The sequence below is a fragment of the Paenibacillus sp. S33 genome, from assembly GCF_053615415.1.
This window is the reverse complement of sequence record NZ_JBSIEZ010000001.1, coordinates 3,254,432-3,279,942: the sequence shown is the minus strand read 5'-3', so window position 1 is coordinate 3,279,942 and position 25,511 is coordinate 3,254,432. Positions and strand designations below refer to the sequence as shown.

Sequence of the window (25,511 nt, the reverse complement as noted above, 5' to 3'; positions counted from 1 at the left end):
ATGGCGATTATGGAATATATTGATGCGATTCGTCTTGCCATGAAAGAAGAGATGGAGCAGGATGAAACGGTTTTTGTATTAGGTGAGGATGTTGGGGTGAAGGGCGGTGTCTTTACAACGACAAAGGGGCTTATGGACCAATTCGGTGAGCAACGTGTCATGGATACGCCATTGGCTGAGTCGGCTATTGCCGGGGTTGCGATTGGTGCGGCCATGTACGGAATGAAGCCGATTGCCGAAATGCAATATTCGGACTTCATGCTTCCGGCGACCAATCAGATTATTAGTGAAGCTGCTAAAATCCGCTACCGCTCTAACAACGATTGGAACTGTCCTGTGGTAATCCGCGCGCCAATCGGTGGTGGGATCTTTGGCGGTTTGTATCACTCTCAGTGTCCAGAATCGATCTTTTTTGGTACGCCGGGTTTGAAAATTGTTGCTCCATTTACCCCTTATGACGCAAAAGGATTGCTGAAAGCAGCCATTCGTGACCCTGATCCGGTGCTGTTTTTTGAAAATAAAAAATCCTACAAGCTGATCAAGGGTGAAGTGCCTGAGGATGATTATATCGTTCCGATTGGCAAGGCTAATCTATTACGTGAGGGTGACGATATTACGGTCATCGGTTATAGCCAGCCTTTGCATTTTGTCATGCAGGCTGCTGAGGAATTGGAGAAGGAAGATGGCATTACCGCACATGTTGTGGATTTGCGCACACTCCAACCGCTGGACCGCGAAGCCATTGTTGAGGCTGCACGACATACAGGTAAGGTATTAATCGTGCATGAGGACAACAAAACGGGCGGCATCGGTGCTGAGGTATCGGCTATTATTAATGAGGAGTGTCTGTTCGAGCTGGATGCGCCGATTGAGCGTCTATGTGCTCCTGATGTACCAGCCATGCCGATCAGTCCACCGATGGAGAAGTTTTATATGTTAAACAAGGATAAAGTTAAGGAAGCCATGCGCCGTCTTGCAATGTATTAATATAGGGCAGATTGGACGAAAGCATTCCAAAAGTATAGCGGGGGTAGCGGAAAAACGCGCCCTCCTATGATGTTAAGGAGTTGAAAAAATGTCAGACCAAACACAATGGAACGACGTGACCATGCCACAATTGGCAGAATCGCTCGTATCGGCGACAATTGCCAAATGGCTTAAACAACCTGGTGAAACGGTAGAGCAATTCGAGCCGATTTGCGAGGTTATTACAGATAAAGTGAATGCAGAAATCCCATCCACGTTGGACGGCATTATGGGTGATCTGTTGGCAGAGGAAGGTCAGACAGTAGCGGTAGGCGAGTTGATTTGCCGTATCCAGACGAAGTCGGCTGCACCTGCGGCGGCATCAGGGGCGACACCTGTTGCACCAGCATCTCAAAGTACCGTACAAACACAATCTCAGCAGAGTGCTGGATCGGATCAGTCCATGAGAGGACGTTTTTCCCCAGCGGTGCAAACCCTAGCTGCTGAGCATAATGTGGACTTAAGCCAAGTACCAGGCACGGGCATGGGGGGAAGAATTACCCGCAAAGACGTGCTGAATTATGTGCAGCAGGGAGGGGCTGCTCCTACTGGAGTATCTGGACAGCCGACTACGACGACATCAGGACAAGGCTCTCCTTTTGCAGGAAGACAGCAGTCTGCCACTCAGCAAGGTACACCGATTCAAAATATGGACCCTGCTATTCCGGTTCGTAACAGTGGGATTCATTTGACGGAGGCTCCAAAAGCTCCTGTGATCGAAGTTGAAGGTGGCAACAACAGATCCGAGTATTTTATTGATGTTACACCCATTCGCAGTGCAATTGCTCGTAATATGCGACAAAGCGTTTCCGAAATTCCACATGCTTGGACGACGATTGAGGTGGATGTGACCAACCTGGTGATGCTCCGCAACAAGATCAAAAACGAATTTAAGCAAAAAGAAGGCATTAATATTACGTATCTAGCTTTCCTCATGAAAGCAGTCGTGAATGCAATCAAGGAATATCCGATTATGAATTCGGTCTGGGCAGTGGACAAAATTATCGTCAAAAGAGACATCAATATTTCGCTAGCCGTAGGTACGGAGGACTCCGTTCTTACCCCTGTTATTAAAAAAGCGGATCAGAAAAACATTGCTGGATTAGCTCGTGAAATTGACGATTTGGCACGTAAAACCCGGGAAGGCACGCTCAAACTGGACGACATGCAAGGCGGAACGTTCACTGTAAACAACACAGGCTCCTTTGGTTCAATTTTATCTTATCCGGTGATTAATTATCCGCAGGCTGCAATTCTTACCTTTGAATCCATTGTCAAAAGACCCGTGGTTATTGATGATATGATTGCGGTCCGCTCGATGGCTAATTTGTGCTTGTCGCTGGATCATCGCATTTTGGACGGAGTGATTTGCGGACGATTCTTGCAACGGGTTAAAGAAAATCTAGAAGGCTACACTTTAGATACGAAGCTGTACTAATCATCCGAACAGTGGGGGAAATGTACGGAGAGGAAGTGACAGGCCGTGAACAGACGACCGCTTGATGTAACCTATACGAATAGGATGGAATATGCCCATGCATGGGATGTCCAGAAGGAGATCGTGGGAAAGCTGGATGCAGGAAAGGCAAGAGAAACGCTTATGCTTCTCCAGCATCCGCCGACCTATACGATTGGTTCTCAGCGGCATCCTGAACATTTGCTCCTCACACCAGAGCAACTGAAGGAGCAGGGAATCAGCGTCTTTCAGATTGACCGTGGGGGAGACATTACATATCATGGGCCGGGGCAGCTTGTCGGATATCCTCTACTTATGCTCGGCAACCGGGAGGCGCTGAATCTGCACGGATACCTTCGAAGTCTGGAAGAAGTGATCATCCGGTTGTTGGCATCTTATGGAGTTGAAGGAAGCCGTAAGCCTGAATATACGGGGGTATGGATCGGGAATCTTAAAATTGCGGCCATTGGCGTCAAATTCAACAAGTGTAAGCACCGTCGGGGCTTCGTAACCAGCCATGGCTTTGCCTTTAACATCAAATCAGGGATACAGCACGAGGGCTTTGAGGGCATTGTCCCGTGCGGAATTCAGGAATACGGTGTGACATCATTGGAGGACTGCATACAGAAGCCTATATCGGTGGAGCAGATTGCGAAGGAAATTGTACCGTACTTTGAACAGCAATTTTCATTTGTTGCGCAATGGCAAACGCATTCTTTCCAATAAAGTAAGGCGGGCTATTGTGTATCTACACGGAAGCCCGCCTGTTTGCTTTACGTAACAGCTCGTCCACTCGAGGCCTCGATAGTGCCTTAGAGCAGCCGGATACCTTGAGCGATAATTTATTATAGTGGCATAATAAACGGCTCAATTACCATGAACAGCGTAGAACCAATCATAGCTGCGAGCATAATGTAGACGAAAAAACGAACCCATTTTTTGTTCGACATGTGTAACTCCTTTAGGATAGGTTTAAGTCATAGATAAGAACATCTATCCGTATTGTAGCGTAATCGGGAAAGAGAGGAAAGTTTAATGACAGTAAAAGTAGTAAAAGACCGAATCGTACAGGAATTTATGGAACTCGTACAGGTGGATAGCGAAACGAAAAATGAGCAGGAAATATCACGTGTTCTAAAAGAAAAGTTTAATGCACTCGGGCTGGAAGTAATGGAAGACGATTCTCGTGAAAGAACTGGACATGGTTCAGGCAATCTGATCGTCACCTGGAAAGCGGAAGGTGTAGAGCAAGCACCTAAATTGTTTTTTACCTGCCACATGGATACCGTTACTCCGGGTAAAGGCATTAAGCCACAGTTGGGTGAGGATGGCTGGATTCGTAGTGATGGTTCAACGATTCTGGGGTCTGACGACAAGGCAGGAATTGCTGCTTTGTTCGAGGCGATTCGTGTCGTGCGCGAACAGAATATTCCCCATGGTCAAATCCAGTTCGTGATTACGGCTGGCGAGGAATCTGGTTTGATGGGTGCACGGGCGATGAAGCCGGAAGTGCTAGATTCTGATTTCGGATATGCTTTGGATTCAAATGGTGAGGTCGGCTCTATTTGTATAGCTGCCCCAACGCAGGCACGTATTGAAATGAAGATAACTGGGAAGTCCGCTCATGCGGGGGTAAATCCCGAAGATGGCATTAGTGCCATTCAGGTCGCTTCTAAAGCAATTTCTAAAATGAAACTAGGACGGATTGATAAGGAAACGACCGCTAACATCGGCAGTTTCGAGGGCGGCGGCGCGACAAATGTGGTATGCGATTTTGTATTGATCCGTGCAGAGGCTCGTAGTATTGTGCAAGAAAAGGTTAATCATCAAATCCAGCATATGCGTGAAGCGCTGGAAACCACCACACGTGAATTTGGTGCACAGGGAGAGTTCCGCAGTGAAGTCATCTATCCGGCATTCAGCTTTACGGAGCATGATGAAGTTGTACAGGTTGCTCAGCGTGCCATTCAAAGACTGGGACTGGCAACGCCAACCTTTCATTCCGGTGGTGGCTCAGATGCTAATGTATTCAACGGGCTTGGAATTCCAACGGTGAATTTGGCTGTGGGCTACCAGAACATCCATACAACAGAGGAAAAGATTAAGGCCGATGACCTGGTGAAGGTTGCTGAAGTTGTCGTAGCTCTGATTCAAGAAACCACAAAATAAATTTGTATTATACACTTGCAACATACTGCAAAAAGGTTCAGGTTAAAGACAGGAACAGCGTTCCTTCGTCTTTAGACCTGAACCTTTTTTGGAACAGCTAGCGAAGCGATGGTAGCGGTAGGTCCGTGTTCCTTTTGCCACTGACGCAAGAGTGCTTGAATCTGCCAGGCTTTACCAACGATATGGAGGGTGCTTTCAGTACGGTAGCTTTTCATTTCTGCATCTCCTCAGGACAGGAAGTTTGTTATCCTACCACCAGCATATGTACAAAGTGGACAAGTTAGACTAACTTTGGTGATAATTAATAAAGAAAGATAGATATGAAGGAGGAAACTTACCGATGAACGAGCAAACGAACGGACAATTAAACAAACCAACAAACGATGCACATCGCAAGCCTTATTCCAATCCTGCGCTGGAGGAAAAGACCGTGTCTACACAGCCTATCTTTGAGGGGAAGGTCATTACATTACAGGTAGACACGGTAGAGCTTCCCGACGGCTCCACTGGAAAGCGTGAGATCGTAAAGCATCCAGGGGCGGTGGCTGTTTTGGCTCTACATGAAGGGAAAATGCTGGTCGTGGACCAGTACAGACAGGCGATGGGGCGCTGTGAGGTAGAAATTCCTGCAGGTAAGCTAGAGCGGGGTGAAGACCCGATGGAAGCAGCGGGGCGTGAGCTGAGAGAAGAGACAGGTTATACTGCTAAGTCGTTGAAGCTGCTGCACTCCTTTTATACCTCTCCTGGCTTTGCGGATGAAATCATTCATCTGTATGTGGCTGAAGAACTGGAGTTAGGTGAGATGGAACCGGATGAGGATGAATTTCTGGAGCTGTTTGAGGTGACGCTGGAAGAAGCGCAGACGCTCATTCGTGAAGGACGGATAAGTGATGCTAAAACGATTCTGGCCGTCTATGCATGGCAACTCCGCCAACTTACAGGGAGCTTCTAAGCGTATGGATGAAAATATAGTAGAACTTAACGACTACTTTGCAGACTTGCATATTCATATTGGCAGGACAGAGAAGGGAAATCCGGTCAAAATTAGTGGCAGCCGCGATCTGACCTTTGCCAACATAGCAAAGGAAGCCTCCGGTCGCAAAGGAATTGGGCTGATCGGTATCATTGACTGCCATGCACCTAATGTACAGGAGGATATTCTTACCTATTTACATACGGGTGAAATGAAGGAAATCAGCGGCGGAGGTATCGCATACCGGGATACGGTCATTCTCCTTGGCACGGAGCTGGAAATACGTGCTGAAGGTCGTCCTGAGGCGCACGTACTGGGCTATTTTCCAGATCTGGCGGCGATGGAGGATTTTACCCAATGGCTGGCCCGGCATATGAAAAATGTTAATCTCAGCTCACAACGAATCTATGCACCGCCACGTGAGTTGCAGCAGCAAATTTACGGACGTGGAGGCATTATGGTGCCTGCGCACGTCTTTACTCCTCATAAGGGCATATACGGCAGTTCAGCGGCTCGTATGGAGGAACTGCTGGATATGGAGCTCATTAGTGGGGTGGAGCTGGGGCTGAGCGCAGATTCATCTATGGCCGGTTTGATTTCGGAACTGGATCGCTTCAGCTTTCTCACAAATTCAGATGCCCATTCACTTGGGAAAATCGGACGAGAATACAATAAATTATCACTGGCAAAGCCGTGTTTTGATGAATTCAGAATGGCTTTAGAGCGTCGGGAAGGACGAGGGGTGCGTGCCAATTACGGATTAAATCCGAAACTGGGCAAATACCATCGTTCATACTGTCAAAGCTGCGGTACGATTATTGACGAGCAACAGATGGCGGATGAACGTTGTCCTGACTGTGGTCATACCAAGCTTGTGCGAGGTGTGTTGGATCGAATATGGAGCATTGCCGACCGTGAGCAACCCATGATTCCGTCCCATCGTCCGCCGTACATTTACCAGATTCCACTGGAGTTTATTCCAGGTCTGGGCAAAGCCAAGCTGAACCAGCTATTGGCTGCATTTGGAACAGAAATGAATATTTTGCATGAGGTTACACAGGAGGAGTTAGCAGAAGTCGTCGGAAAAGTGCTGGCAGAGCAAATTGTGCTTTCACGCGAGGGGCGACTGTCGCTTGTATCCGGTGGTGGTGGAACATACGGCAAAATAGCTAAGTCCTAGTAAAGTCTTGTCCCTCTAAAGGCATATCAGTGTCTGCTTGTTCATAACCATAAATTATCTATGCCGCTGGCTTGGCACATCATTCGTGATGTTTGATCTGCAGCGAAAGCTGCCCCATTTCTAGCCATCAGCCGTCGGATTACGGTTGTTTTTTTGGACAAACAAGCAGATGAAAGGGGCAGGACGCCGATGCAATGGTTTCGTCATACGTTAAAGGATCAGACGCCGTATTATGTTTTCTTGGCTGTGCTGTTCCTGGTGGGAGTCGTCTTTGGCGCACTTATGGTGAACGCACTCTCGCTGGAGCAGTTACAGGATTTGTCCCGTTACCTGAAGGATTTTTTTATAACGGTCAATCAAAACGAACAGGGTTTCGCTGATTCGCAGGCGGCCTCGACCTTTTGGGATAGCGTATCTTTACATCTGAAATGGGTCGGCCTAATTTGGGTGTGTGGCCTTTCGGTTATTGGTCTACCGGGCATTCTTGTATTGAATTTCCTCAAGGGTGTGCTAATCGGATTTTCAGTAGGTTATATGGTGGGGCAATATTCGTGGAAAGGACTGCTATTTTCTTTGGTTTCAGTAGCTCCCCATAACCTACTCGTGATTCCGGTACTGCTCGTCTGCAGCGTGGCTGCGATGACTTTTTCCATCCATATGATCAAAACCAAAATACTCGCTACCCGGCCGTCAGACGGAATGCTGCGTCCGTTGCTGTCTTACGCAGGATTGACTGCTGTGATGATGGTGCTTCTTATTGGTAGCGCGTCCTTTGAAACTTGGATCACCCCGGTTATGATGCAATGGGTCACTCCTATGCTGACAGCTTCCGTGTCATCTTAATCCGTTTCAAAATGTTTGACTTTATTTGTATAGACCCCCTATAATAATAGGAGTGAAAAAAGTGCAGTAGGCAGTAGCTTTGCAGGGGGAGGGAGACACATGGAAGCACGGATCGAAAAAATTAAGCAGCAACTACAATCCCAGGGCTACAAACTAACGCCTCAGCGGGAAGCCACCGTCAGAGTTTTACTTGAGAACGAAGATGATCATCTGAGTGCGGAAGATGTATTTATGCTCGTCAAAGAGAAAGCTCCCGAAATCGGTCTGGCAACCGTATACCGTACCCTAGAACTGCTAAGTGAACTGCATGTCGTGGAGAAAATTAATTTTGGTGATGGCGTTGCGCGTTATGATTTGCGCGGCGATACAACCAAACATCACCATCACCATTTGATATGTGTGCAGTGTGGCAGTGTAGATGAAATACTGGAAGATTGGCTTGGACCATTGGAGGAGCGCCTGGAACGGGAATATAATTTTACCGTAGTGGATCATCGTTTGGACTTCCACGGTATTTGTTATCGTTGTAAGGCGAAGAATGATACGACCGCTCAGAAATCTTTGGGCAAATCCAAAAAAAACAAATCTCAGGACTAAAAGCTGACTACCCAAGCTCTCCCCGACGAAGATGCGTTCGGGAGAGCTTTTTTGGTTCGGGATCTGTTGTTCGGGATTAAGCGGTATAAAAAGGAATAGCTTGTCATACCCTTCCATAGAGAGTCCTAATTAGGGCCATATTCTGGGGAAAAGGCGGCTGATTCACATGGTACTATCGTTGCGGAGAGGACTAAAATGGCTGCGTTTGGTAATCTTGTTCGGGGTGCTGGCATGTATGCTCTTTTTTAGCCTCAGGCTCTTTACAGATTGGATAACACCTGTAGATCATTACCGAATACCGGAAGGACATGCAGTTAAGGTATTTGGCGGACAAAAAGTAAATGAAGGGTCCGAGCATGGAATAGCAGTGTTGGAACGTTTACGTTTCTTTTACTGGTATGGTGAATAGTCTAAGTAATCGGTCTTGATGAGCTTATGAAATGAAGGTAGCACACGAAGAAGCAGACGCTGAGACTGAACCGCTGTATGCAGAACAAGGAGACTTTTGGAACTCATGAAAATGTACATTCAACCTTTCGCTCAATATATGGAAGAGGAAAAGGGTTTGTCGCGCAGCACTTTGGAAGCGTATCAACGAGACGTACAGCAGTTTGTCGAGTTCGCAGAAAGCTGTGGAATTGAGCAGCCGGATAACGTCCAACGGTCACATCTGGTACTGTATTTGGGCCGTTTGAAGGAACAGGGAAAAGCTGCGGCGACGATATCACGTAGCGTCGCCTCCATTCGCTCCTTTTTTCATTTTCTTATTCGGGAGGGAATTACGATCCATGATCCGTCCGTTCTGCTGGAGCTGCCTAAAGCGACTAAAAAGAAGCCCTCGGTGCTAACGCAGGATGAGGTAGAGCGTTTGCTGGCCGCGCCAGATGTGACTGCCCCGCAAGGGGTGCGAGACAAGGCGATGCTGGAGTTGTTATATGCGACGGGCATTCGCGTATCGGAGCTGATTGCCCTTAACGTGCGTGATGTACGCACCGATCTGCGCTTTGTGCACTGTGGCGGCGAGGCAGGCAAGGAGCGTGTTGTACCGATCAGCCGTGAGGCATCACAGTGGGCACAAGCCTACATGGATGAGCAGCGTCTATTATTGCTGAGATCCGGGCAGGGTGAAGAAGCTCAGGTAGAGCAGGAAGCCATGTTCCTGAACGTATCTGGACAGCGTCTCAGTAGACAGGGCTTCTGGAAAATGATTAAGAAGTACGGCCAGGAAGCAGGCATAAGCGAGGATATCACGCCCCACACGCTGCGGCATTCCTTTGCGGTACATATGCTGGAAGGCGGAGCGGACTTACGCTCTGTACAGGAAATGCTGGGTCATGCTGATCTGTCAACGACGCAGGTATATGCGCAGACGGCAAGACGGAATATGAAGGAAGTATATGAAAAGCATCACCCGCACGGCGGCAACCGCACTTCTCATGAAAGCAAAGATCGAACGTAACGATACTTTACTTTCATAGAAAATGTGATAATGACTATAACTTTACGATTGTACAAGTCAGGAGAGATACTAATGTCAACAGCCAACCAAGCTACAATTCAGGAAGCAGCAGAATATATCCGTGCCAAAAGCGGAATACGTCCAGAGATTGGTCTTATTCTGGGATCGGGTCTCGGTATTCTGGCCGATTTAATTCAGGATGGAATTAGTATTCCTTATCAGGATATTCCCCATTTTCCTGTATCGACGGTAGAAGGTCATGAGGGAGAATTACTGTTAGGCACGATTGAAGGTCGCGCTGTCGTCATGATGAAAGGGCGCTTCCATATGTATGAGGGCTATGGCCCGCAACTGACGGCTTTTCCAGTTCGGGTGATGAAGCAATTGGGGATTCAAAATCTGCTGGTGACGAATGCAGCAGGTGGTGTAAATACTTCCTACGAAGCAGGCGATCTGATGGTCATCTCGGATCATCTTAATCTGACAGGACAAAATCCGCTGATCGGACCGAACGATGCCGGTCTGGGCGTTCGTTTTCCAGACATGTCGGAGGCGTACAGCCGCCGCTTGCGTGAAATTGCCAAGCAAACAGCTAACCAACAGGGCTTCAGCCTGCAAGAAGGTGTATATGCTGGATTGCTGGGCCCTAACTATGAAACGCCTGCTGAAATCGTTATGCTGCGTACACTGGGCGCAGATGCGGTGGGTATGTCGACCGTATCTGAGGTTATTGTAGCCCGTCATGCAGGTATTGAGGTACTGGGCTTCTCCTGTATCACGAATATGGCCGCAGGCATTCTGGATCAACCTTTGTCCCATGGTGAAGTGATGGAGACAGCAGAGAAGGTACGTGAGCAATTTTTAAAACTTGTGCTAGCGATTATTCCACAAATGTAGATTGGGGATCATGTTCAACCGAAGCGGTGGACATATATCCCAAGAACCCCGTATCCGAACGCCTTTTGTTGGCGTGGGTACGGGGTTCTTTTTCACATACAGCGGTTGAGCTGAGTATGATCTCCTAATGAAGAGGCTGTGTGCTCAATGCAGTTGAATTCGCTTTTTCTGCTACAGCAAGTTTATGTCGCTCTTGCACCTTGATCACAATAACCATAAAAATAATCCAGTAAATAGATAGCGAGTTCAGGAAACGGCTGTCCGTTATATTGTTCAATACGATAAAAAGGAAAAAAACCGCTGCCGTCAGCCATGTATACATATCTGCTTTACCAATTCTGAATTTAAATAAAGTGGTTAGGGCAAGTGTAATGGTTGCCAGTAGTCCTGTAAGGCCCACATCGATCCACAGATCTCGGAAACCGCTATGGCTGCTTGTCAGATCAAATCGAATTCCATTCGCATAGATACTGGGCCGGGCTGCCCAGTAGGAGCCGTAACCATGTCCGAACCAGTAATGGCTCTGAATAGCACCACCAATCCCCTGCCAGATTTCCGTTCTTCCAGTTAAGGTCGTTGTTTTTCCAAATTCCGACGCAATCGCATCTCCATAAGTAAAGATGAATACCAAACCCAAAAGAACGAACAAGCAGGAACAGCTAATGAAGAAACCGCGTAATGCAATGCTTCGGATTCTCTTGAATAGCAATATAAACAATATAAATACGAAGAGCGAAGATGTCAGCACCAAAGAGGTGGTAGATTGGCACTCGATGAGCAATAAGGCATTGAGTAAGATGAAGCCAATATGCAAAACTTTATGTTTACCCCTGAAAAAGTAAATAACATGTGAAACAAAACTTAACAGAGAGAGAGTTCCAAGTGTATTTTTATGACCAGAGATGCCCTTCCATAGCCCAGTATGTTCTACGCCACCATGAATAGCAAAGGAGGGAACGAGCAAAACGGCGAGTAGATTGAGTATGCTCAAAATACTTAACGTAACGACTAAGAGGCGAATGCAGCCCTGTGTTGTATAATGAGTGACCAAATAGAGTCCAAAGGTAGAGAAGGCAAGAAATTTGAGAACCATCAGCAAGGAAGAGGTCTGCTCTTGTTCAGCCCATAAACAGGAGGCAGCGATGTACAGCATGAGTAAAGTCAGCAACGGATTGTCGACTAAGGTTGCGATCAATGACTTGAGTGAAGGTAGTAGCATGGTATAGCTGAACAACAGAATAAGCAGGGAAATCGTGATAACTCTGGGGGACAAACCCTGACAAGCATAAGGAATCGAAAAAGCCAGTAAACCAGCTACGGTAAGTACATGTTTCACGATTTCACCACCTAGATACATTATGTATCTATAATATACAAAACGTATCTTCTTGTACAATAATAATAAAATATTTATTTTCATTTTTCTCAAGCCTAGAGCAAGCCCTATTGTGCATATACTCAGTCCATGCTAAGAAAATGAAGAATTCTTCGGCTTGGTTGAAAAGGAACTTTTTATGTTTTTAAACCTGGGGGTGTTCGGGTGGCGGATCATTTTACAGACCGTTTGAAGTTGAATTTGAGTGGTACAGGCAAAGACTTAACGCCGCAGCAATTAAATGAAAATTTTAAAACCATTGAAAAAGAATTCATTGAACGCAGTGTAAACGTAAGTTGGTTTGGAGCTGCTGGTGATGGTATTCAGGATGACACGGCAGCTTTGCAGGAGTTGATTAATAAGACCCCCGATTATTCCATTCTTCACATCCCCAGTGGACGGTACAAAATAACCTCTACCCTACAGATTCGCAAGCAGGGTGTGCGCATTTTTGGCATTCATAAGGGCAGATACCGACAAGGCAAAGGTGTTACGTCGATTGAATATTATGGTACGGGTCCTTGTTTTCAAATTGGAGATGAAAGTCTACCATCGTTTAGCGGATTTCAAAATGTGCAGTTTCATGACTTATCGATCCGGTACGAGGGGGCTGACAGATCCACATTAAATAATCCGTTTTCGCAGTCAGTGAAGCGTGGATATTATGGCAAAGGTACTTTAGGTATTCAGGATTGGAAGGGCGGCGGAGTTGCCCTAGATAATGTCCTAATTGAGCATTTTGAAACGGCTTTTTGGGGCTACGAAAGTGATGTGAATTTATTTAAATGCACGGAGATTAATTACAATAAAACAGGGATTCACTTGCAGAATAGAAGTTCACAGTTTACTAGCATAGCGCTTTTTACATTGGGGAACGATACGGCATTGGATCTGAACAGCTCCAACGGAGCCAGATTTTTGGCTAGCCAGCACATTAAGGATGGAAGTTCCAATGATATTCCCATTCTAATTAATGATTTTATGAACGCTGAATTTATAGGTTGCTGGTTTGAGGGACTAAGCAGAGAGCATAAGATGACAGTGCCTTCTTTTATTCAAATTGGTGCTACCAAAGAAACGAAAAATGTGGCCTTGCGTGACTCCATTTTAGCGATAGCGGACAAATTCGATGACACCCAATCCGTATGTAACTATTTTGTGGATGTGGTCATTGGCAAAAAAATTTTGGTGGACGAGGTGGGAGGGTATCCCCGTAATCTAAAGCAGCTTATTTCTTTCTCTGGTAGCTCTTCCACACAGCAGGTGACACTTCGCTCACATTTGGATTTTAGCTATAGCAATAATCGTTATGACGAGAACAATGGGACAGGGCAGGCTTTGCTGCTGGTCGAGAAATACTCGAACAACGGAATTGAGCATTTGGACGAAACCTTTGTTAAAGCCTACCTGGGAGCAAGGCAAAATCTCCCCGCAGGTAGCTGGCAGAAGGTAAAGTTCAATCAAATCAACCATGATGAGCTGATTGAATTCGACGCGGCGAATAGCCGATGGCGAGCCAAGCGAGCTGGGAAATACAGAATACAAGTTTACATTTCGACCGATCCTCAAGTGGATGGGAATCGCACACGGCTGGCACTTCACCTGAATGATGAGCAGCTTGCCGGGAGCTCCGCCTATGCCTATCTCGATGATAGGGTTATCGGCGGACTGAACTATAGTGCATTGAGTGGAGCAATGGAACTTAGACTGGAAGCGAATTCTTTTATTGATATACGGGTGTTTAGTCAAAATACAATGGATATTTTACCGGGTGGCGGTATCACATATCTCACCGTAAGCCGAATTTAAACCATTATTTCACAGACGATAGATGTTCTGTCGTTTTATATATTGGAAAAAGCGCACCATGCTGACTCAGCTTGGTGCTATTTGATGTTTTTATCCATATGGAATATTTTTCTTTCATTCTGACGACAATGGTTAGCAGCACGCGAATAGACCGGAGAGATCAGTAAATGGGCTCCGGTGCTTTACGCCAATATGTTGAGGAGGGAACCGATTGTGAAGAAAAAAGTGGTGGCGTTCATCCTGGCTTGCCTTATAGCCTTGACTGCCGTCCCTGTCGGCGGTTGGGCCGAAGAAAGCATACCTGAAAGCAAAACCAAAGAGGGATCAGCGGCTGAGCTAGCTCCCCAGGCTCTCTCGGCGATCCTGATGGATGCAGATACGGGCACAGTCATCTATGAAAAAAACAGTCGTGAAAAGCTTCCTCCAGCGAGCATCACCAAGATTATGACGATGTTGCTGACCATGGAGGCCATTCAGGATGGCAAGCTTAAGCTGACCGATAAAGTTCGTGCCAGCGAATATGCATCTTCAATGGGGGGCTCGCAAATTTTCTTGGAGCCGGGAGAAGAAATGACGGTCGATGAGATGCTGAAGGGAATCGCGATGGCTTCCGGCAACGACGCTTCTGTGGCGATGGCTGAGAAAATTGCAGGGTCTGAGCAGGTTTTTGTCGACATGATGAACGCCAAGGTGCAGCAGCTCGGGCTCAAGGATACGCATTTTGCCAATTGCAACGGTTTACCCGTAGAAAATCACTATTCTTCTGCGCATGATATTGCGGTTATGAGCCGGGAGTTGTTGAAATACCCGCAAATTACGAAATATACGGGAGCCTATCAGGACTATTTGCGCAAATCCTCAGTCAAACCCTTTTGGCTGGTGAATACGAATAAACTTGTCCGTTTCTATACTGGAGCAGACGGGCTGAAAACAGGCTATACGGGAGAAGCAAAGTTCTGTCTTTCCGCTACTGCGAAGCGTGATGGCTTGCGCGTCGTAGCTGTCGTGCTTGGGGAGCCGAATACGAAGATACGCAACAATGAAGTATCTTCCATGTTCGACTATGCGTTTTCTCAATATACAATGAAATCCATATACAAGCCGGGTGAATTGCTGGGCAGCGTAAAAGTTGAAAAAGGCGTATTGCCAGAGCTGAAAATTCAGGCTGATCGTTCCTACAGCGTGCTGGTGAAAAAAGGTGGCAACAAACAAACGTTGCGTCATGAATTACAACTGGCCCCAAGCCTCAAAGCTCCTGTCCGGGCTGGTGACCCAATCGGTAAGCTGGTCGTCTATCAGGATGGACAACGTCTTAAGGAGTTTAATATCATTTCGCCTGTGGCTATCGAAAAGGCCGGATGGTGGAAATTGTTTAAACGTACCATGTCGAACCTATTTTCTTTGTAGATTTTACGGGGTTTTCTTCTAGTTTTGTCGGAGGGCAGGAATCGTCTGCGGCTACGTAGAAATCCTTGTCCAAGACCGGGAGGAGAGTGAGTAAGCATGAACCTGCAAATTGAAATGGAGCATCACCGGGGGGTACTGATTGTAAGGCTGTCTGGTGAGCTTGATCACCATACGTCGGACATGGTCCGTATGCAAATGGATGAGGCGATTCAGCGTCGGCAATGCGAGCATATTGTGCTCAGCCTGAAGAATCTTCAGTTTATGGATAGCTCCGGCCTTGGCGTTATCTTGGGACGGTACAAATTGATCAAGCAAAAGGGCGGGAAAATGGCAGTCTGTGATGTCAATCCGCCAGTACACCGACTGCTGGATATGTCCGGGCTGTTCAAAATCATGCCCATATATGACAACGAGGGAAATGCGCTCACGGAACTGGAGGTAGTGTCATGAGAGAAGGCACGGGTAACAATTTCATGAGCTTGCAGTTTGCTGCCAAATCGGAGAATGAAGCATTTGCTCGTGTGGCTGTCGCGGCATTTATTTCTAGGCTTGATCCCACAATGGATGAGCTAAGTGATTTGAAAACCGTGGTGTCTGAAGCGGTGACAAACAGCATTATTCACGGTTATGACAGCGACCCGTCAGGTGTCGTAACGATCAAAGTCAGGATTGAAGCGGACGTGATTACGTTGGTTGTTGAGGACGCAGGCCGAGGAATTGAAGATCTGGAACTTGCCAAGCAACCTCTATATACGTCCAAACCTGAATTGGAACGCTCCGGCATGGGCTTTACGATTATGGAAAATTTCATGGATGAGTTTGAAGCAGTCAGTGAGCCGGGCGGAGGCACGTCGGTCCGGATGAAGAAAAGGATTGAATCCAAGAAAGCTTTATATAATTAGGAGTTGATCCTATGGAAGCAGGAGGAAAAAAAACTTCGCACAGCTATTTGGAGGATGCGGAAGTCAAGCGGCTTATTGCACTGAGTCAATCCGGTGATAATGAGGCTCGTGAGACACTGGTCAATAGTAATATCCGGCTCGTCTGGTCTGTCGTGCAGCGCTTTATGAACCGGGGGTATGAACCTGACGATCTTTTTCAAATTGGTTGCATCGGCTTGTTAAAATCGGTGGATAAATTCGATCTCAGCTACGAAGTCAAATTTTCAACATATGCAGTACCGATGATTATCGGTGAGATTCAACGGTTCCTGCGTGATGACGGTACACTCAAAGTTAGCCGTTCCTTGAAGGAAACGGCCAATAAGGTCCGCAAAATGAAAGACGAGCTATCCAAACGGCTCAACCGTCTGCCTACAGTCAAGGAAGTTGCTGATGAGCTGGGAGTGACACCGGAGGATGTTGTTTTTGCGCAGGAGGCCAATAAGCCGCCTACCTCCATTCACGAAACGGTGTTCGAAAATGACGGTGATCCAATTACACTTATGGATCAGATTGCTGACGAATCACAGGAAAGGTGGTTCGACAAGCTGGCACTCAATGAAGCCATTGGCGGACTATCTGAGCGGGAGCGGTTGATTGTGTACCTGCGCTATTACCGGGATCAGACTCAATCAGAGGTTGCAAGTCGGCTTGGTATTTCTCAGGTACAGGTATCACGGCTGGAAAAAAAGATTTTACAACTGATCCGCGATCAGATTGCCCAATAATAACAGTCAGGATCTTAGTGAAATCTTTATGCTTACGTATTTAAAAAGGGTATTCCAAAGCCATTTTAATGGCCAGGGGTACTCTTTTTTGCGTGGGATAAAAGACAATACACAGAATAGGTTTCCTCGCTTCGTTCCATACTAATCGATAATTACGAGGATAAGGAGGGGATCGGATGACTCATAGTCCGGCTCCTACAGTAGCTCCTATTGTCTACTTGCGGCTCCGCAGCCGTGTTCGCATGATACAAGGGCAGGATTTACATTTGGGTGATGTAGCCCATCTGCTGACTAATCCTGAATGGGAAAAGGATCTGCTTGAGCTTGTTCTCAAGCGGCCGCAGCACCAGGACGGTAATCTGATACTGATAGACATGCTGCAGATCATAGCAAAAATTAGAGATCATATTCCGGGGGTCGTAGTTGAATCTCTCGGGAAGCCACATGTACTTGTGGAACTCGTGGAGAAACCCCGTAAGCCGTCCAAAATACTGTTTGTTTTGGTATGGGTGCTTCTGTTTTTTGGTTCTGCGCTGACAATTATGAATTTTCATGCCGACGTTAGCATGATGGAGGTACAGGTTCGGATTGTGGAGATGATTACGGGACATAAAGATGAACATCCGTACCTGTTTCAAATTGCTTACTCGATCGGCATCGGCTTTGGCATGATCGTTTTTTTTAATCACTTGTTCAAGAAAAATTGGAACGAGGAGCCGACGCCGCTGGAGGTGGAAATGTATCTGTACCAGGAAAATGTGGATCAGTATGTTGTGGCAGAGGAGTATGAAAAGATGGCCCGTTTGCACACAAAGGATAAGAAACCATGATATTTGTACAGGCTGCACTTCAGATTATTTTAGGTATTGCTGGGGGCCTTGCGGTGGGTAGCGGTGTAATTGCTTTTTTTATTGTGCTGGATATCATGCCGCGATTAGCACAACTCACCCGTACGTATAAAAAATCACGTGCATACGAAAAGGCAATGATTATAGGTTCAGTGCTGGGGACTGTGGTCGATTTTTGGAACATTTGCTTGCCACTACCGGGCATATTTACATGGATACCTGGGTTGTTTTGCGGAGTGTTTATTGGTTTGCTCGCCGCGGCTTTAACGGAGGTGTTGAATCTCCTGCCTATACTCGCCAAGCGACTCCACATGACCGTGTATATGTTTGGCCTATTAATGGCAATGGTGCTTGGCAAGGTGACGGGTTCCTTATTTGACTGGTTTGTATACAACCGTTAACAACGAAAGCGAGGGGGCAAGGAATATGGATCACAGAGCGGATCAAGAGCAACATCAAGAAGACGGGGGAATCGGAAAGGAATATCATACTGACGGAGAAGAGTTGAGTCCATGGAAGGAAAAGCAGGCGCAGGAATCCGCACGTTTTAAACACAAAAAAGAGAGTGAGCGGTCTGATAACGTAGAGGAGTCCGTTCGCTACTGGCAGAACGAAGATGATATATCGCCGAGGATGAAGGATAATAAGAATACACTTGAAACAGTATTAGGTTTGGGGGAGACCTTTGATGTGGTATTCAGGGAAATGACACTGGGTGGGCGTCATACCGGATATCTGTTCCTAAATACCTTTGCGAAAGATCAGATCATGCTTGAAGTGCTAAAGCGTCTCACCTATCTGACGCCGGATAATCTCTCTTCGGATGGACTACAAGCGTATTTCGAAAATTTTATTCCACATATTCAGGTGGAGAAGACAGATAAGATGTCTGTCGTCATTAACAAGGTGCTGACAGGGATGAGTGCCTTTTTCATGGAAGGCGAACGATTTTCCCTTATTCTGGATACTCGTAATTATCCGGTGCGTAGTCCGGAGGAACCTTCTTTGGAGCGGGTTGTGCGCGGTGCCCGCGACGGGTTTACTGAAACAATGCTTACAAATGTAGGTTTGGTGCGCCGACGTTTGCGGGATCCAGGACTTAAATTTGAGGCAATGCAGGTCGGACGTCGAACCCGAACAGACGTATGTTTGGGCTACATTGACGATATTGTGGATAAGGTGATGGTGGATACTGTACGAGACAAAATTAAAAATGTTAATTTGGATGGTATTCCTCTGGCCGATAAGCAATTAGAGGAGACGATTATCAATAAAGGTTGGAATCCATATCCATTAGTACGATATTCGGAGCGACCAGATGTCGTGGCTTCGCATATTATGGAAGGAAGGCTCGTTATTTTCGTCGATACCTCACCCAGCGTGATGATCTTGCCTACCACTTTTTTTGACTTGTGTCAGCATGCAGAAGAGAATCGGCAAACTGCTTTTATGGGAAGTTATTTGCGCTGGGTACGTTTTTTAGGCATATTTGCCTCGATGTTTCTGCTTCCCATGTGGCTGCTAATGGTTATCAATCCCGAATTAAAACCGGCGTTTCTCGATTTTATCGGTCCTCAAAAGGAAGCACATCTTCCGCTGATTGCACAGTTTATCATCGTGGAACTAGGGGTCGATCTTATGCGAATGGCGGCTGTGCATACTCCGACACCACTGGCTTCCGCTATGGGCTTGATCGCAGCCATTCTAGTCGGTGACATAGCGGTTCAGACGGGACTTTTCGTGAATGAGGTCGTGCTGTATATGGCTGTCGCTGCCATAGGAATGTTCGCAACACCGAGCTACGAGCTAGGGCTGGCGAATAGACTGATTCGACTATTCCTGCTGGTTGCTGTTGCAATTTTTCACGTACCGGGCTTTGTCGTGGGTACGACACTGATCATTTTGATGCTGACGCTGCATCGGTCATATAATTCTTCGTATTTGTGGCCGTTCATTCCTTTTAATGCCAAAGCGTTAGCTTCCATCTTGTTCCGCATGCCTGTACTAGATGCACCTAACCGCCCGTCATCTAACAAAACGAGGGACAATACGCGTATGCCCCATACGGATGCCGACACAGATTCGAACTCAGGCAATGGACAAGAGCATTAATATAAATGATCTGCATAAAAATCCATTGTTCTTGATGTTTTTTTTGCTATACTGGTGTAAACATTCGATGGAATATGACTAGCTTGTTCCAGAAAGAGAGGCGCCAGAACATGTATTTGCATGGAAGCAGTAAAATTAACAGCAATGGACATTTGGAAATCGGCGGTTGTGATACAACACTTTTGAAAGAGCGTTTTGGCACACCGCTATATATTGTTGACGAACAGTTAGTCCGCCGGCGCTGCCGGGAGTATATAGAAGCTTTTCGTGAAACCGGATTGAAGTTTCAAGTCGCTTATGCAAGCAAAGCGTTTTGTGTTATGGCGATGTGCGCTTTAGCTGCTGAAGAAGGGATGTCACTTGACGTAGTTTCCAGTGGAGAATTGTTTACTGCGCTACAAGCAGGGTTCCCGGCAGAGCGAATCCATTTCCACGGCAATAACAAAACACCGGAAGAAATTGAAATGGCGTTAGATGCGCAAATTGGCTGCTTCGTCGTCGATAGCGAAATGGAGTTGCATTTGTTGCAGGCCCTTGCCTCCGAGAAAGAACAGCAGGTGAATATCTTACTGCGGGTTACACCAGGGGTTGAGGCGCATACGCATGAATATATGGCCACAGGTCAAGAAGATTCGAAATTTGGCTTTGACATTGGAAACGGTACAGCACGCCAAGCAGTGGAACAGGCTATCAAGCTAGACCATCTTAACCTGCTGGGGGTACATTCTCATATCGGTTCGCAAATATTCGAAGTGAATGGCTTCCAAATGGCTGCTGAACGGGTTGCAGCTTTTTCCAGAGAAATTAAGGAACAGCTTCAGTTTTCTTTCAAAGTGATTAATCTGGGTGGGGGATTTGGCATTCGCTACACAGAAGAGGACACACCACTGAAAGTATCAACCTATGTACAGGCTATCGGCGAAGCGGTGAAAACTTATTTTTCAGGACTTTACGATGAACTTCCAGAAATTTGGATTGAGCCGGGACGCAGTATTGTAGGCGATTCAGGTACGACCTTATATACGGTAGGAAGCATCAAGGATATTCCGCAGGTACGTAAATATATCTCGGTAGATGGCGGGATGACAGATAATCCACGCCCTGCACTGTATCAGGCCAAGTATGAAGCGATGCTGGCTAACCGAGCGCAGGATACGAACGAAGAGACGGTGTCCATTGCGGGCAAATGCTGTGAAAGCGGCGATATGCTGATTTGGGATGTAGAGCTGCCTCGTATAAATAGCGGCGATTTGCTCGCTGTTGCCTCAACCGGAGCCTACAATTACTCCATGGCGAGTAATTATAACCGAATACGTCGACCAGCAGTTGTATTTGTCAACAACGGTGAGGCCGAGTTGGTAGTGCGTCGGGAAACCTACGAAGATATCGTACGCAACGATGTTGTGCCACAGCGCTTGATTCGTGATCAAGCTAGTCCAGTGGTTCAGCCCAACGCCAAGATTACCGTTTCGTCCTGATTTTAGAATTGTAAGATCATGCAGGCCATTGAGTCGGTAATAATACACCGGGGACAATGGCTCTTTTTTTTGGACAAGACTTTGCTAAGCGCGGCAATTCATAGTAAACTGGAACTTGATGTTATTTAGTTCTCAAAACAGGTTGAAAAGGAGATACAAACAATGAAAAAAGGTAGAATAGATCTTGAAAACGGCGGTATCGTTGAAATTGACTTTTTCCCAGAAGAAGCTCCAAACACCGTTGCTAACTTTGAAAAGCTGGCAAACAGCGGTTACTACAACGGTTTGAGCTTCCACCGTGTCATTCCGGGCTTTGTTGCTCAAGGTGGTTGTCCAATCGGTAACGGTACAGGCGGTCCTGGTTACACGATTGACTGTGAAACAGCTACGAATACAACAAAGCATGCCAAAGGCGTTCTGTCCATGGCTCATGCAGGTCGCAACACAGGTGGCAGCCAATTCTTTATCTGCTACGCTCCACAACCACATTTAGATGGAGTACATACTGTATTTGGTAAAGTAACCAAAGGTATGGAATTCATTGATGCTGTAAAACAAGGCGACAAAATGAAAGAGGTTAAAGTATTTGACGTGTAATTTTACCGTTAATTACATGATCTTTTTCAAATAGCGTTGCACCTAAGCCGTTCTGTCTTTGGACAGGGCGGCTTTTGTTGTCTTTTGTTTGACGGTTTATTGATTTTCGCAATCACGTAGGCATTACAGTGCGTTAGATCACATTCGAAAAGTAAGTGTTGTGATAGCCTTTCGATAAGAATGCATTTTCCATTTATTTTATATGAGTATTCAAACTCAGTAAGGATTGGAAAAGAAGGGGGCTTATCACATTGTCTATTTTAACGCGCACAAATCGACTCGGATTTTTTGAAATCCGGCTGGAATCCATTGGTGGACTCGGCGCTAATCTGGCTGGCAAAATGTTGGCCGAAACCGGGGTGCTTGGTCTGGGGCTGAATGCTTCAAATTTTTCGTCCTACGGTTCGGAAAAAAAGGGAACTCCGGTTAAAAGCTTCGTCCGCTTCTGTGAGCCGGAGGTCGATATTCGGGATCACAGTCCGATTGAGCAACCGCATGTGGTAGGCATTTTCCATGAAACGTTATACAAAACGGTAAATGTAATCAGCGGACTGCCAGCGGATGGGATTGTAGTGGTTAATTCCACGCGTCCAGCAGAAGAAATACGGGCTGATTTGGGACTGGTATCCGGTACACTAGCGGTGGTGGATGCGATGGGCATCGCACTGGAAGAGCGGACCAAACTAAATACGTCCATGCTCGGTGCCTTGTTCCGTGTCTGTGATTTCCTGGACCCGGAAGCGATGAGATCGGTTATACGCAGTACCTTTGAAAAGAAAAATCCACTGTTAGTGGAACCTAATCTCCGTACATTTAACCGTGGTTATGAGGAAATGGAACTGCACGTATATCCAGTTACTGATGACGCAGAGGATCGGGTTTTTGAACGTCCGCAGCCATTGATGGGATACGAAACGCAACTACTGGGGGGCGTTATTGCAACTCAGGGAAACAGCATGACGAGAGATGTTAGTGGTTCACGTCAGGGGTATGTGCCTGAATATGAAGCTGATAAATGTACCCATTGTGCCAAGTGTGATTCGATTTGCCCGGATTACTGTTTTGTATGGGAAGAGCAAGCTGACAAACGCGGAAGAATGATGCCATTTTTGCAAGGGATTGATTACCAGTATTGCAAAGGATGTCTGAAATGTGTAGATATTTGCCCATCGGGGGCATTAAGCTCGCGTCGGGAGCAATGGGGATGGGCGGAACGGAATCGAGTTGCCCACCAATTTCCGGTATATGAAGGAGGGCGTGCGTAATGGCAAAACTGGAGGAAGAACTCAAACAGACAGGCGCCGCGCAAGTGACAACGTTCGAATCCGGTAATGAAATGGCAGCTACGGCGGCTGCGCAGATTAATTATCATATGATGGGATATTTCCCGATTACTCCATCTACTGAGGTAGCGCAGTATTTGGATCAGATGAGAACGAGAGGTCAGCATAATATTAAGCTGGTTGCAGCAGACGGAGAACACGGATCGGCAGGGATTTGTTATGGAGCTGCCGCAGCGGGAGCGAGGGTTGTGAACGCCACTAGTTCGCAAGGTTTCCTGTACATGCTGGAGCAGTTACCTGTTCAGTCAGGTACCCGTTTTCCAATGGTTATGAATCTGGTGACACGAGCTGTCAGTGGTCCCTTGGATATTCGCGGGGATCATTCGGATCTGTACTATGGTTTGAATACAGGCTGGGTCATTTTGACGGCAAGTACACCACAGGCTGTGTATGATATGAACATCATGGCACTAAAAATCGCAGAGCATAGCGATGTTCGGCTACCTGTAATGGTTGCATATGACGGTTTTTATACGTCCCATCAAAAACGTAAAGTGCAATATTTTGCAGATGCTGAGACCGTGCGCGGTTTTGTAGGTCCTAACCCGAACTTAAATTATCCGAATATTACTGATTTTGATCATCCTGTTACCGTAGGTGCGCATATGAATGGTGATGACCTGACGAATAATCATGTTCAGCTGTCCGAAGCACTGAAGCTGTCAGAAGGAGTATATGAGCAGGTAGCAGCAGAATATGCCGCTTTATCCGGTCGGGAATACCCGATTTTAGATCTGTATCAAATGGAGGATGCTGAGGTCGCGGTATTCCTGTTGAATTCGGCGGCTGAATCGGCTAAGGATGTGGCGGATCAACTCCGTGCGCGCGGGATTAAAGCTGGTGTGATACGTCCGAATATCATCCGACCGTTCCCAGCCGCACAACTGCGGGAAGCATTACGTGATGTCAAGGCGCTGCTGGTAGGTGAACGTGCAGACTCGTATGGGGCAGACGGCGGGAATTTAACGCATGAAATTAAGGCGGCCTTGCAGGAGGATCCACTGAATCGGACACTCGTGTTGAGCCGTATCTTTGGCTTGGGCGGCAAGGATTTTTATGCGGAAGATGCAGAGGCGTTCTTCCAGCTTGCGATTGAGGCGGCAGAGGCCGGACGAGCGGAGAAGCCCTTTGATTATTACGGTATTAATCCGGGTTCACCGGACAAGGTGATGCCGCAAGTTATGCAGCCGCCACGTGGCAATGCATACCGTACGGGCCTGATTCAGGTTACGCCGGACGAGGCGACCGGGAAGCTCAAAGTCAAGGTACCACCCCTGCGGTCGTTGACAACCAAACCACGCCGTCTTACACCAGGTCACGGGGCTTGCCCAGGATGTGGGGCATTGTCTGCGCTGGAACTGTTTTTCAAAGGTATTGAAGGGGATATTGTCGTGTTGTTCCAGACAGGCTGCGTATATGTGACGACGACAGGGTATCCATATACATCACACAAACAACCGATGATCCACAATCTTTTTCAAAACGGGGCCGCTACACTTTCAGGAGCGCTGGAAGCTTATATGGAAATGAAGCGCCGTAATGAAATTGAAATGTCGGACGACCCGACCTTTATCATGATCAGTGGTGACGGTGGGATGGATATAGGTATGGGTTCTGCCATTGGTGCGGCTCTGCGCAATCATAGGCTGATCATGCTGGAATATGATAACGAAGGGTACATGAATACAGGTTCACAGCAATCATACTCCACTCCGGTTGGTCACATGACCAGTACGTCGGGTGTAGGGAAAATGCAAAAAGGAAAGCAAGGACATCACAAGGATACCGTGCAAATCATGGCTGCTTGTAACATTCCGTATGCTTTTACAGCAGCTGAAAGTCATCCGCAGGATATGCTGCGCAAAGCAGCCAAGGCTCAATGGTATGCGAACAACGTGGGTACGGCCTATGGTAAGATCCTGTGCGCCTGCCCGCTGAATTGGAAATCCGAAGACAGACTGGGCACCAGCATTGTGGGCGCTGCAGTCGAGTCTTGTTTCTTTCCTTTGTACGAAATAGAGCAAGGCAGTACGACGATTACGTACAATCCGGAAGACAAGGGAAAACGGATTCCAGCTGCTGAATGGTTGAAATTAATGGGTAAAACGAAGCATCTTCTCAAGGAGGAGGCTACGCTGGCTACCTTTGAGCAGGAGATTGAGCGTCGCTGGACTATCCTGAAAAAGAAACATGAAATTTCAGAGCTATAATTACGTTTTTTGCATAATCATCGATTAACATTGTTAGCCGCTGTTACTGTAGTGGTTCAATCA

The 25,511-nt window shown here is 46.8% G+C and carries 26 protein-coding genes; 23 read left to right on the top strand and 3 right to left on the bottom strand.

Translation table 11 applies throughout. From position 1 onward, the window contains the following. The 3 genes from ACWGXJ_RS15125 (at window position 1) to lipB (ending at window position 3,208) form a co-directional block, all read left to right on the top strand. Window positions 1-987 carry an alpha-ketoacid dehydrogenase subunit beta gene (locus ACWGXJ_RS15125; RefSeq protein WP_452567079.1) on the top strand — a complete coding sequence of 329 codons (987 nt, stop codon included), beginning with the start codon at window positions 1-3 and terminating at the stop codon, window positions 985-987. 88 nt (window positions 988-1,075) lie between these two features. Further along, the gene (locus tag ACWGXJ_RS15120) at window positions 1,076-2,464 is read left to right on the top strand and encodes a dihydrolipoamide acetyltransferase family protein (RefSeq protein ID WP_452567078.1); all 1,389 of its coding nucleotides are present in this window, start codon (window positions 1,076-1,078) and stop codon (window positions 2,462-2,464) included. 45 nt (window positions 2,465-2,509) lie between these two features. Beyond that, window positions 2,510-3,208 (top strand): lipoyl(octanoyl) transferase LipB, encoded by a 699-nt coding sequence (gene lipB / locus ACWGXJ_RS15115; RefSeq protein WP_452567077.1) that lies wholly within the window; start codon window positions 2,510-2,512, stop codon window positions 3,206-3,208. A gap of 119 nt (window positions 3,209-3,327) precedes the next feature. Here lipB and prli42 read toward each other — a convergent pair whose 3' ends face one another. Beyond that, entirely contained in the window at window positions 3,328-3,432 is a 105-nt protein-coding gene (gene prli42, locus ACWGXJ_RS15110; RefSeq protein WP_023989226.1) for a stressosome-associated protein Prli42, read from the bottom strand. Between the two features lie 85 nt (window positions 3,433-3,517). Between prli42 and ACWGXJ_RS15105 the strand changes: the two genes are divergently transcribed. Then, entirely contained in the window at window positions 3,518-4,651 is a 1,134-nt protein-coding gene (locus tag ACWGXJ_RS15105) for a tripeptidase T (protein ID WP_039270980.1), read from the top strand. A 71-nt stretch (window positions 4,652-4,722) separates the two neighbouring features. On the opposite strand, the gene mciZ is transcribed toward ACWGXJ_RS15105, so the two are convergent. Next, the gene (gene mciZ, locus ACWGXJ_RS15100; protein WP_076159536.1) at window positions 4,723-4,866 is read right to left on the bottom strand and encodes a Z-ring formation inhibitor MciZ; all 144 of its coding nucleotides are present in this window, start codon (window positions 4,864-4,866) and stop codon (window positions 4,723-4,725) included. Between the two features lie 125 nt (window positions 4,867-4,991). Between mciZ and ACWGXJ_RS15095 the strand changes: the two genes are divergently transcribed. The 7 genes from ACWGXJ_RS15095 (at window position 4,992) to ACWGXJ_RS15065 (ending at window position 10,600) form a co-directional block, all read left to right on the top strand. Next, complete coding sequence (locus ACWGXJ_RS15095) at window positions 4,992-5,603, top strand: NUDIX domain-containing protein (RefSeq protein WP_452567076.1); 612 nt, start codon at window positions 4,992-4,994, stop codon at window positions 5,601-5,603. A 4-nt stretch (window positions 5,604-5,607) separates the two neighbouring features. After that, the gene (locus ACWGXJ_RS15090) at window positions 5,608-6,804 is read left to right on the top strand and encodes an endonuclease Q family protein (protein WP_452567075.1); all 1,197 of its coding nucleotides are present in this window, start codon (window positions 5,608-5,610) and stop codon (window positions 6,802-6,804) included. Window positions 6,805-6,993: 189 nt separating this feature from the next. Then, window positions 6,994-7,647, top strand: a complete 654-nt coding sequence (gene spoIIM, locus ACWGXJ_RS15085) for a stage II sporulation protein M (RefSeq protein WP_103048700.1) — start codon at window positions 6,994-6,996, stop codon at window positions 7,645-7,647. 99 nt (window positions 7,648-7,746) lie between these two features. Continuing rightward, complete coding sequence (gene fur, locus ACWGXJ_RS15080; RefSeq protein WP_039270985.1) at window positions 7,747-8,244, top strand: ferric iron uptake transcriptional regulator; 498 nt, start codon at window positions 7,747-7,749, stop codon at window positions 8,242-8,244. Window positions 8,245-8,410: 166 nt separating this feature from the next. Then, entirely contained in the window at window positions 8,411-8,653 is a 243-nt protein-coding gene (locus ACWGXJ_RS15075) for a YqzK family protein (protein ID WP_452567074.1), read from the top strand. Between the two features lie 105 nt (window positions 8,654-8,758). Continuing rightward, a complete protein-coding gene (xerD, locus tag ACWGXJ_RS15070; protein WP_250268723.1) occupies window positions 8,759-9,703 on the top strand; it encodes a site-specific tyrosine recombinase XerD in 945 nt (314 codons plus the stop codon). Between the two features lie 72 nt (window positions 9,704-9,775). Continuing rightward, on the top strand, window positions 9,776-10,600 hold the full coding sequence (locus tag ACWGXJ_RS15065; RefSeq protein ID WP_452567073.1) for a purine-nucleoside phosphorylase: 825 nt from the start codon (window positions 9,776-9,778) through the stop codon (window positions 10,598-10,600). A gap of 124 nt (window positions 10,601-10,724) precedes the next feature. On the opposite strand, the gene ACWGXJ_RS15060 is transcribed toward ACWGXJ_RS15065, so the two are convergent. After that, window positions 10,725-11,936, bottom strand: coding sequence for an O-antigen ligase family protein (locus tag ACWGXJ_RS15060; RefSeq protein WP_452567072.1), 1,212 nt, complete (start codon window positions 11,934-11,936; stop codon window positions 10,725-10,727). Window positions 11,937-12,140: 204 nt separating this feature from the next. Here ACWGXJ_RS15060 and ACWGXJ_RS15055 point away from each other — a divergent pair, with 204 nt between their 5' ends. The 12 genes from ACWGXJ_RS15055 (at window position 12,141) to ACWGXJ_RS15000 (ending at window position 25,448) form a co-directional block, all read left to right on the top strand. Further along, window positions 12,141-13,784, top strand: a complete 1,644-nt coding sequence (locus ACWGXJ_RS15055) for a glycosyl hydrolase family 28-related protein (protein WP_452567071.1) — start codon at window positions 12,141-12,143, stop codon at window positions 13,782-13,784. A 213-nt stretch (window positions 13,785-13,997) separates the two neighbouring features. Further along, window positions 13,998-15,191: a D-alanyl-D-alanine carboxypeptidase family protein gene (locus tag ACWGXJ_RS15050; protein ID WP_250268720.1), complete on the top strand. Its 1,194-nt coding sequence runs from the start codon at window positions 13,998-14,000 to the stop codon at window positions 15,189-15,191. Window positions 15,192-15,287: 96 nt separating this feature from the next. Beyond that, a complete protein-coding gene (gene spoIIAA / locus ACWGXJ_RS15045; protein WP_013310782.1) occupies window positions 15,288-15,641 on the top strand; it encodes an anti-sigma F factor antagonist in 354 nt (117 codons plus the stop codon). Beyond that, on the top strand, window positions 15,638-16,093 hold the full coding sequence (gene spoIIAB / locus ACWGXJ_RS15040) for an anti-sigma F factor (RefSeq protein WP_039270996.1): 456 nt from the start codon (window positions 15,638-15,640) through the stop codon (window positions 16,091-16,093). Before spoIIAA ends, spoIIAB begins: the two co-directional genes overlap by 4 nt. An 11-nt stretch (window positions 16,094-16,104) precedes the next feature. Next, entirely contained in the window at window positions 16,105-16,860 is a 756-nt protein-coding gene (sigF, locus tag ACWGXJ_RS15035; protein ID WP_023989213.1) for an RNA polymerase sporulation sigma factor SigF, read from the top strand. Between the two features lie 176 nt (window positions 16,861-17,036). After that, window positions 17,037-17,690 carry a stage V sporulation protein AA gene (locus ACWGXJ_RS15030; RefSeq protein WP_039270998.1) on the top strand — a complete coding sequence of 218 codons (654 nt, stop codon included), beginning with the start codon at window positions 17,037-17,039 and terminating at the stop codon, window positions 17,688-17,690. Then, on the top strand, window positions 17,687-18,109 hold the full coding sequence (locus tag ACWGXJ_RS15025) for a stage V sporulation protein AB (protein ID WP_039271000.1): 423 nt from the start codon (window positions 17,687-17,689) through the stop codon (window positions 18,107-18,109). The genes ACWGXJ_RS15030 and ACWGXJ_RS15025 overlap by 4 nt, the downstream gene beginning before the upstream one ends. A gap of 25 nt (window positions 18,110-18,134) precedes the next feature. After that, the gene (locus ACWGXJ_RS15020; protein ID WP_250268719.1) at window positions 18,135-19,820 is read left to right on the top strand and encodes a spore germination protein; all 1,686 of its coding nucleotides are present in this window, start codon (window positions 18,135-18,137) and stop codon (window positions 19,818-19,820) included. Window positions 19,821-19,930: 110 nt separating this feature from the next. Then, on the top strand, window positions 19,931-21,298 hold the full coding sequence (gene lysA, locus ACWGXJ_RS15015; protein ID WP_250268718.1) for a diaminopimelate decarboxylase: 1,368 nt from the start codon (window positions 19,931-19,933) through the stop codon (window positions 21,296-21,298). A 162-nt stretch (window positions 21,299-21,460) separates the two neighbouring features. After that, complete coding sequence (locus ACWGXJ_RS15010; protein WP_013310775.1) at window positions 21,461-21,895, top strand: peptidylprolyl isomerase; 435 nt, start codon at window positions 21,461-21,463, stop codon at window positions 21,893-21,895. Between the two features lie 251 nt (window positions 21,896-22,146). Then, a complete protein-coding gene (locus tag ACWGXJ_RS15005) occupies window positions 22,147-23,160 on the top strand; it encodes a 2-oxoacid:acceptor oxidoreductase family protein (protein ID WP_452567070.1) in 1,014 nt (337 codons plus the stop codon). After that, a complete protein-coding gene (locus tag ACWGXJ_RS15000; RefSeq protein WP_452567069.1) occupies window positions 23,160-25,448 on the top strand; it encodes a thiamine pyrophosphate-dependent enzyme in 2,289 nt (762 codons plus the stop codon). Before ACWGXJ_RS15005 ends, ACWGXJ_RS15000 begins: the two co-directional genes overlap by 1 nt. Window positions 25,449-25,511 lie beyond the last annotated feature (63 nt).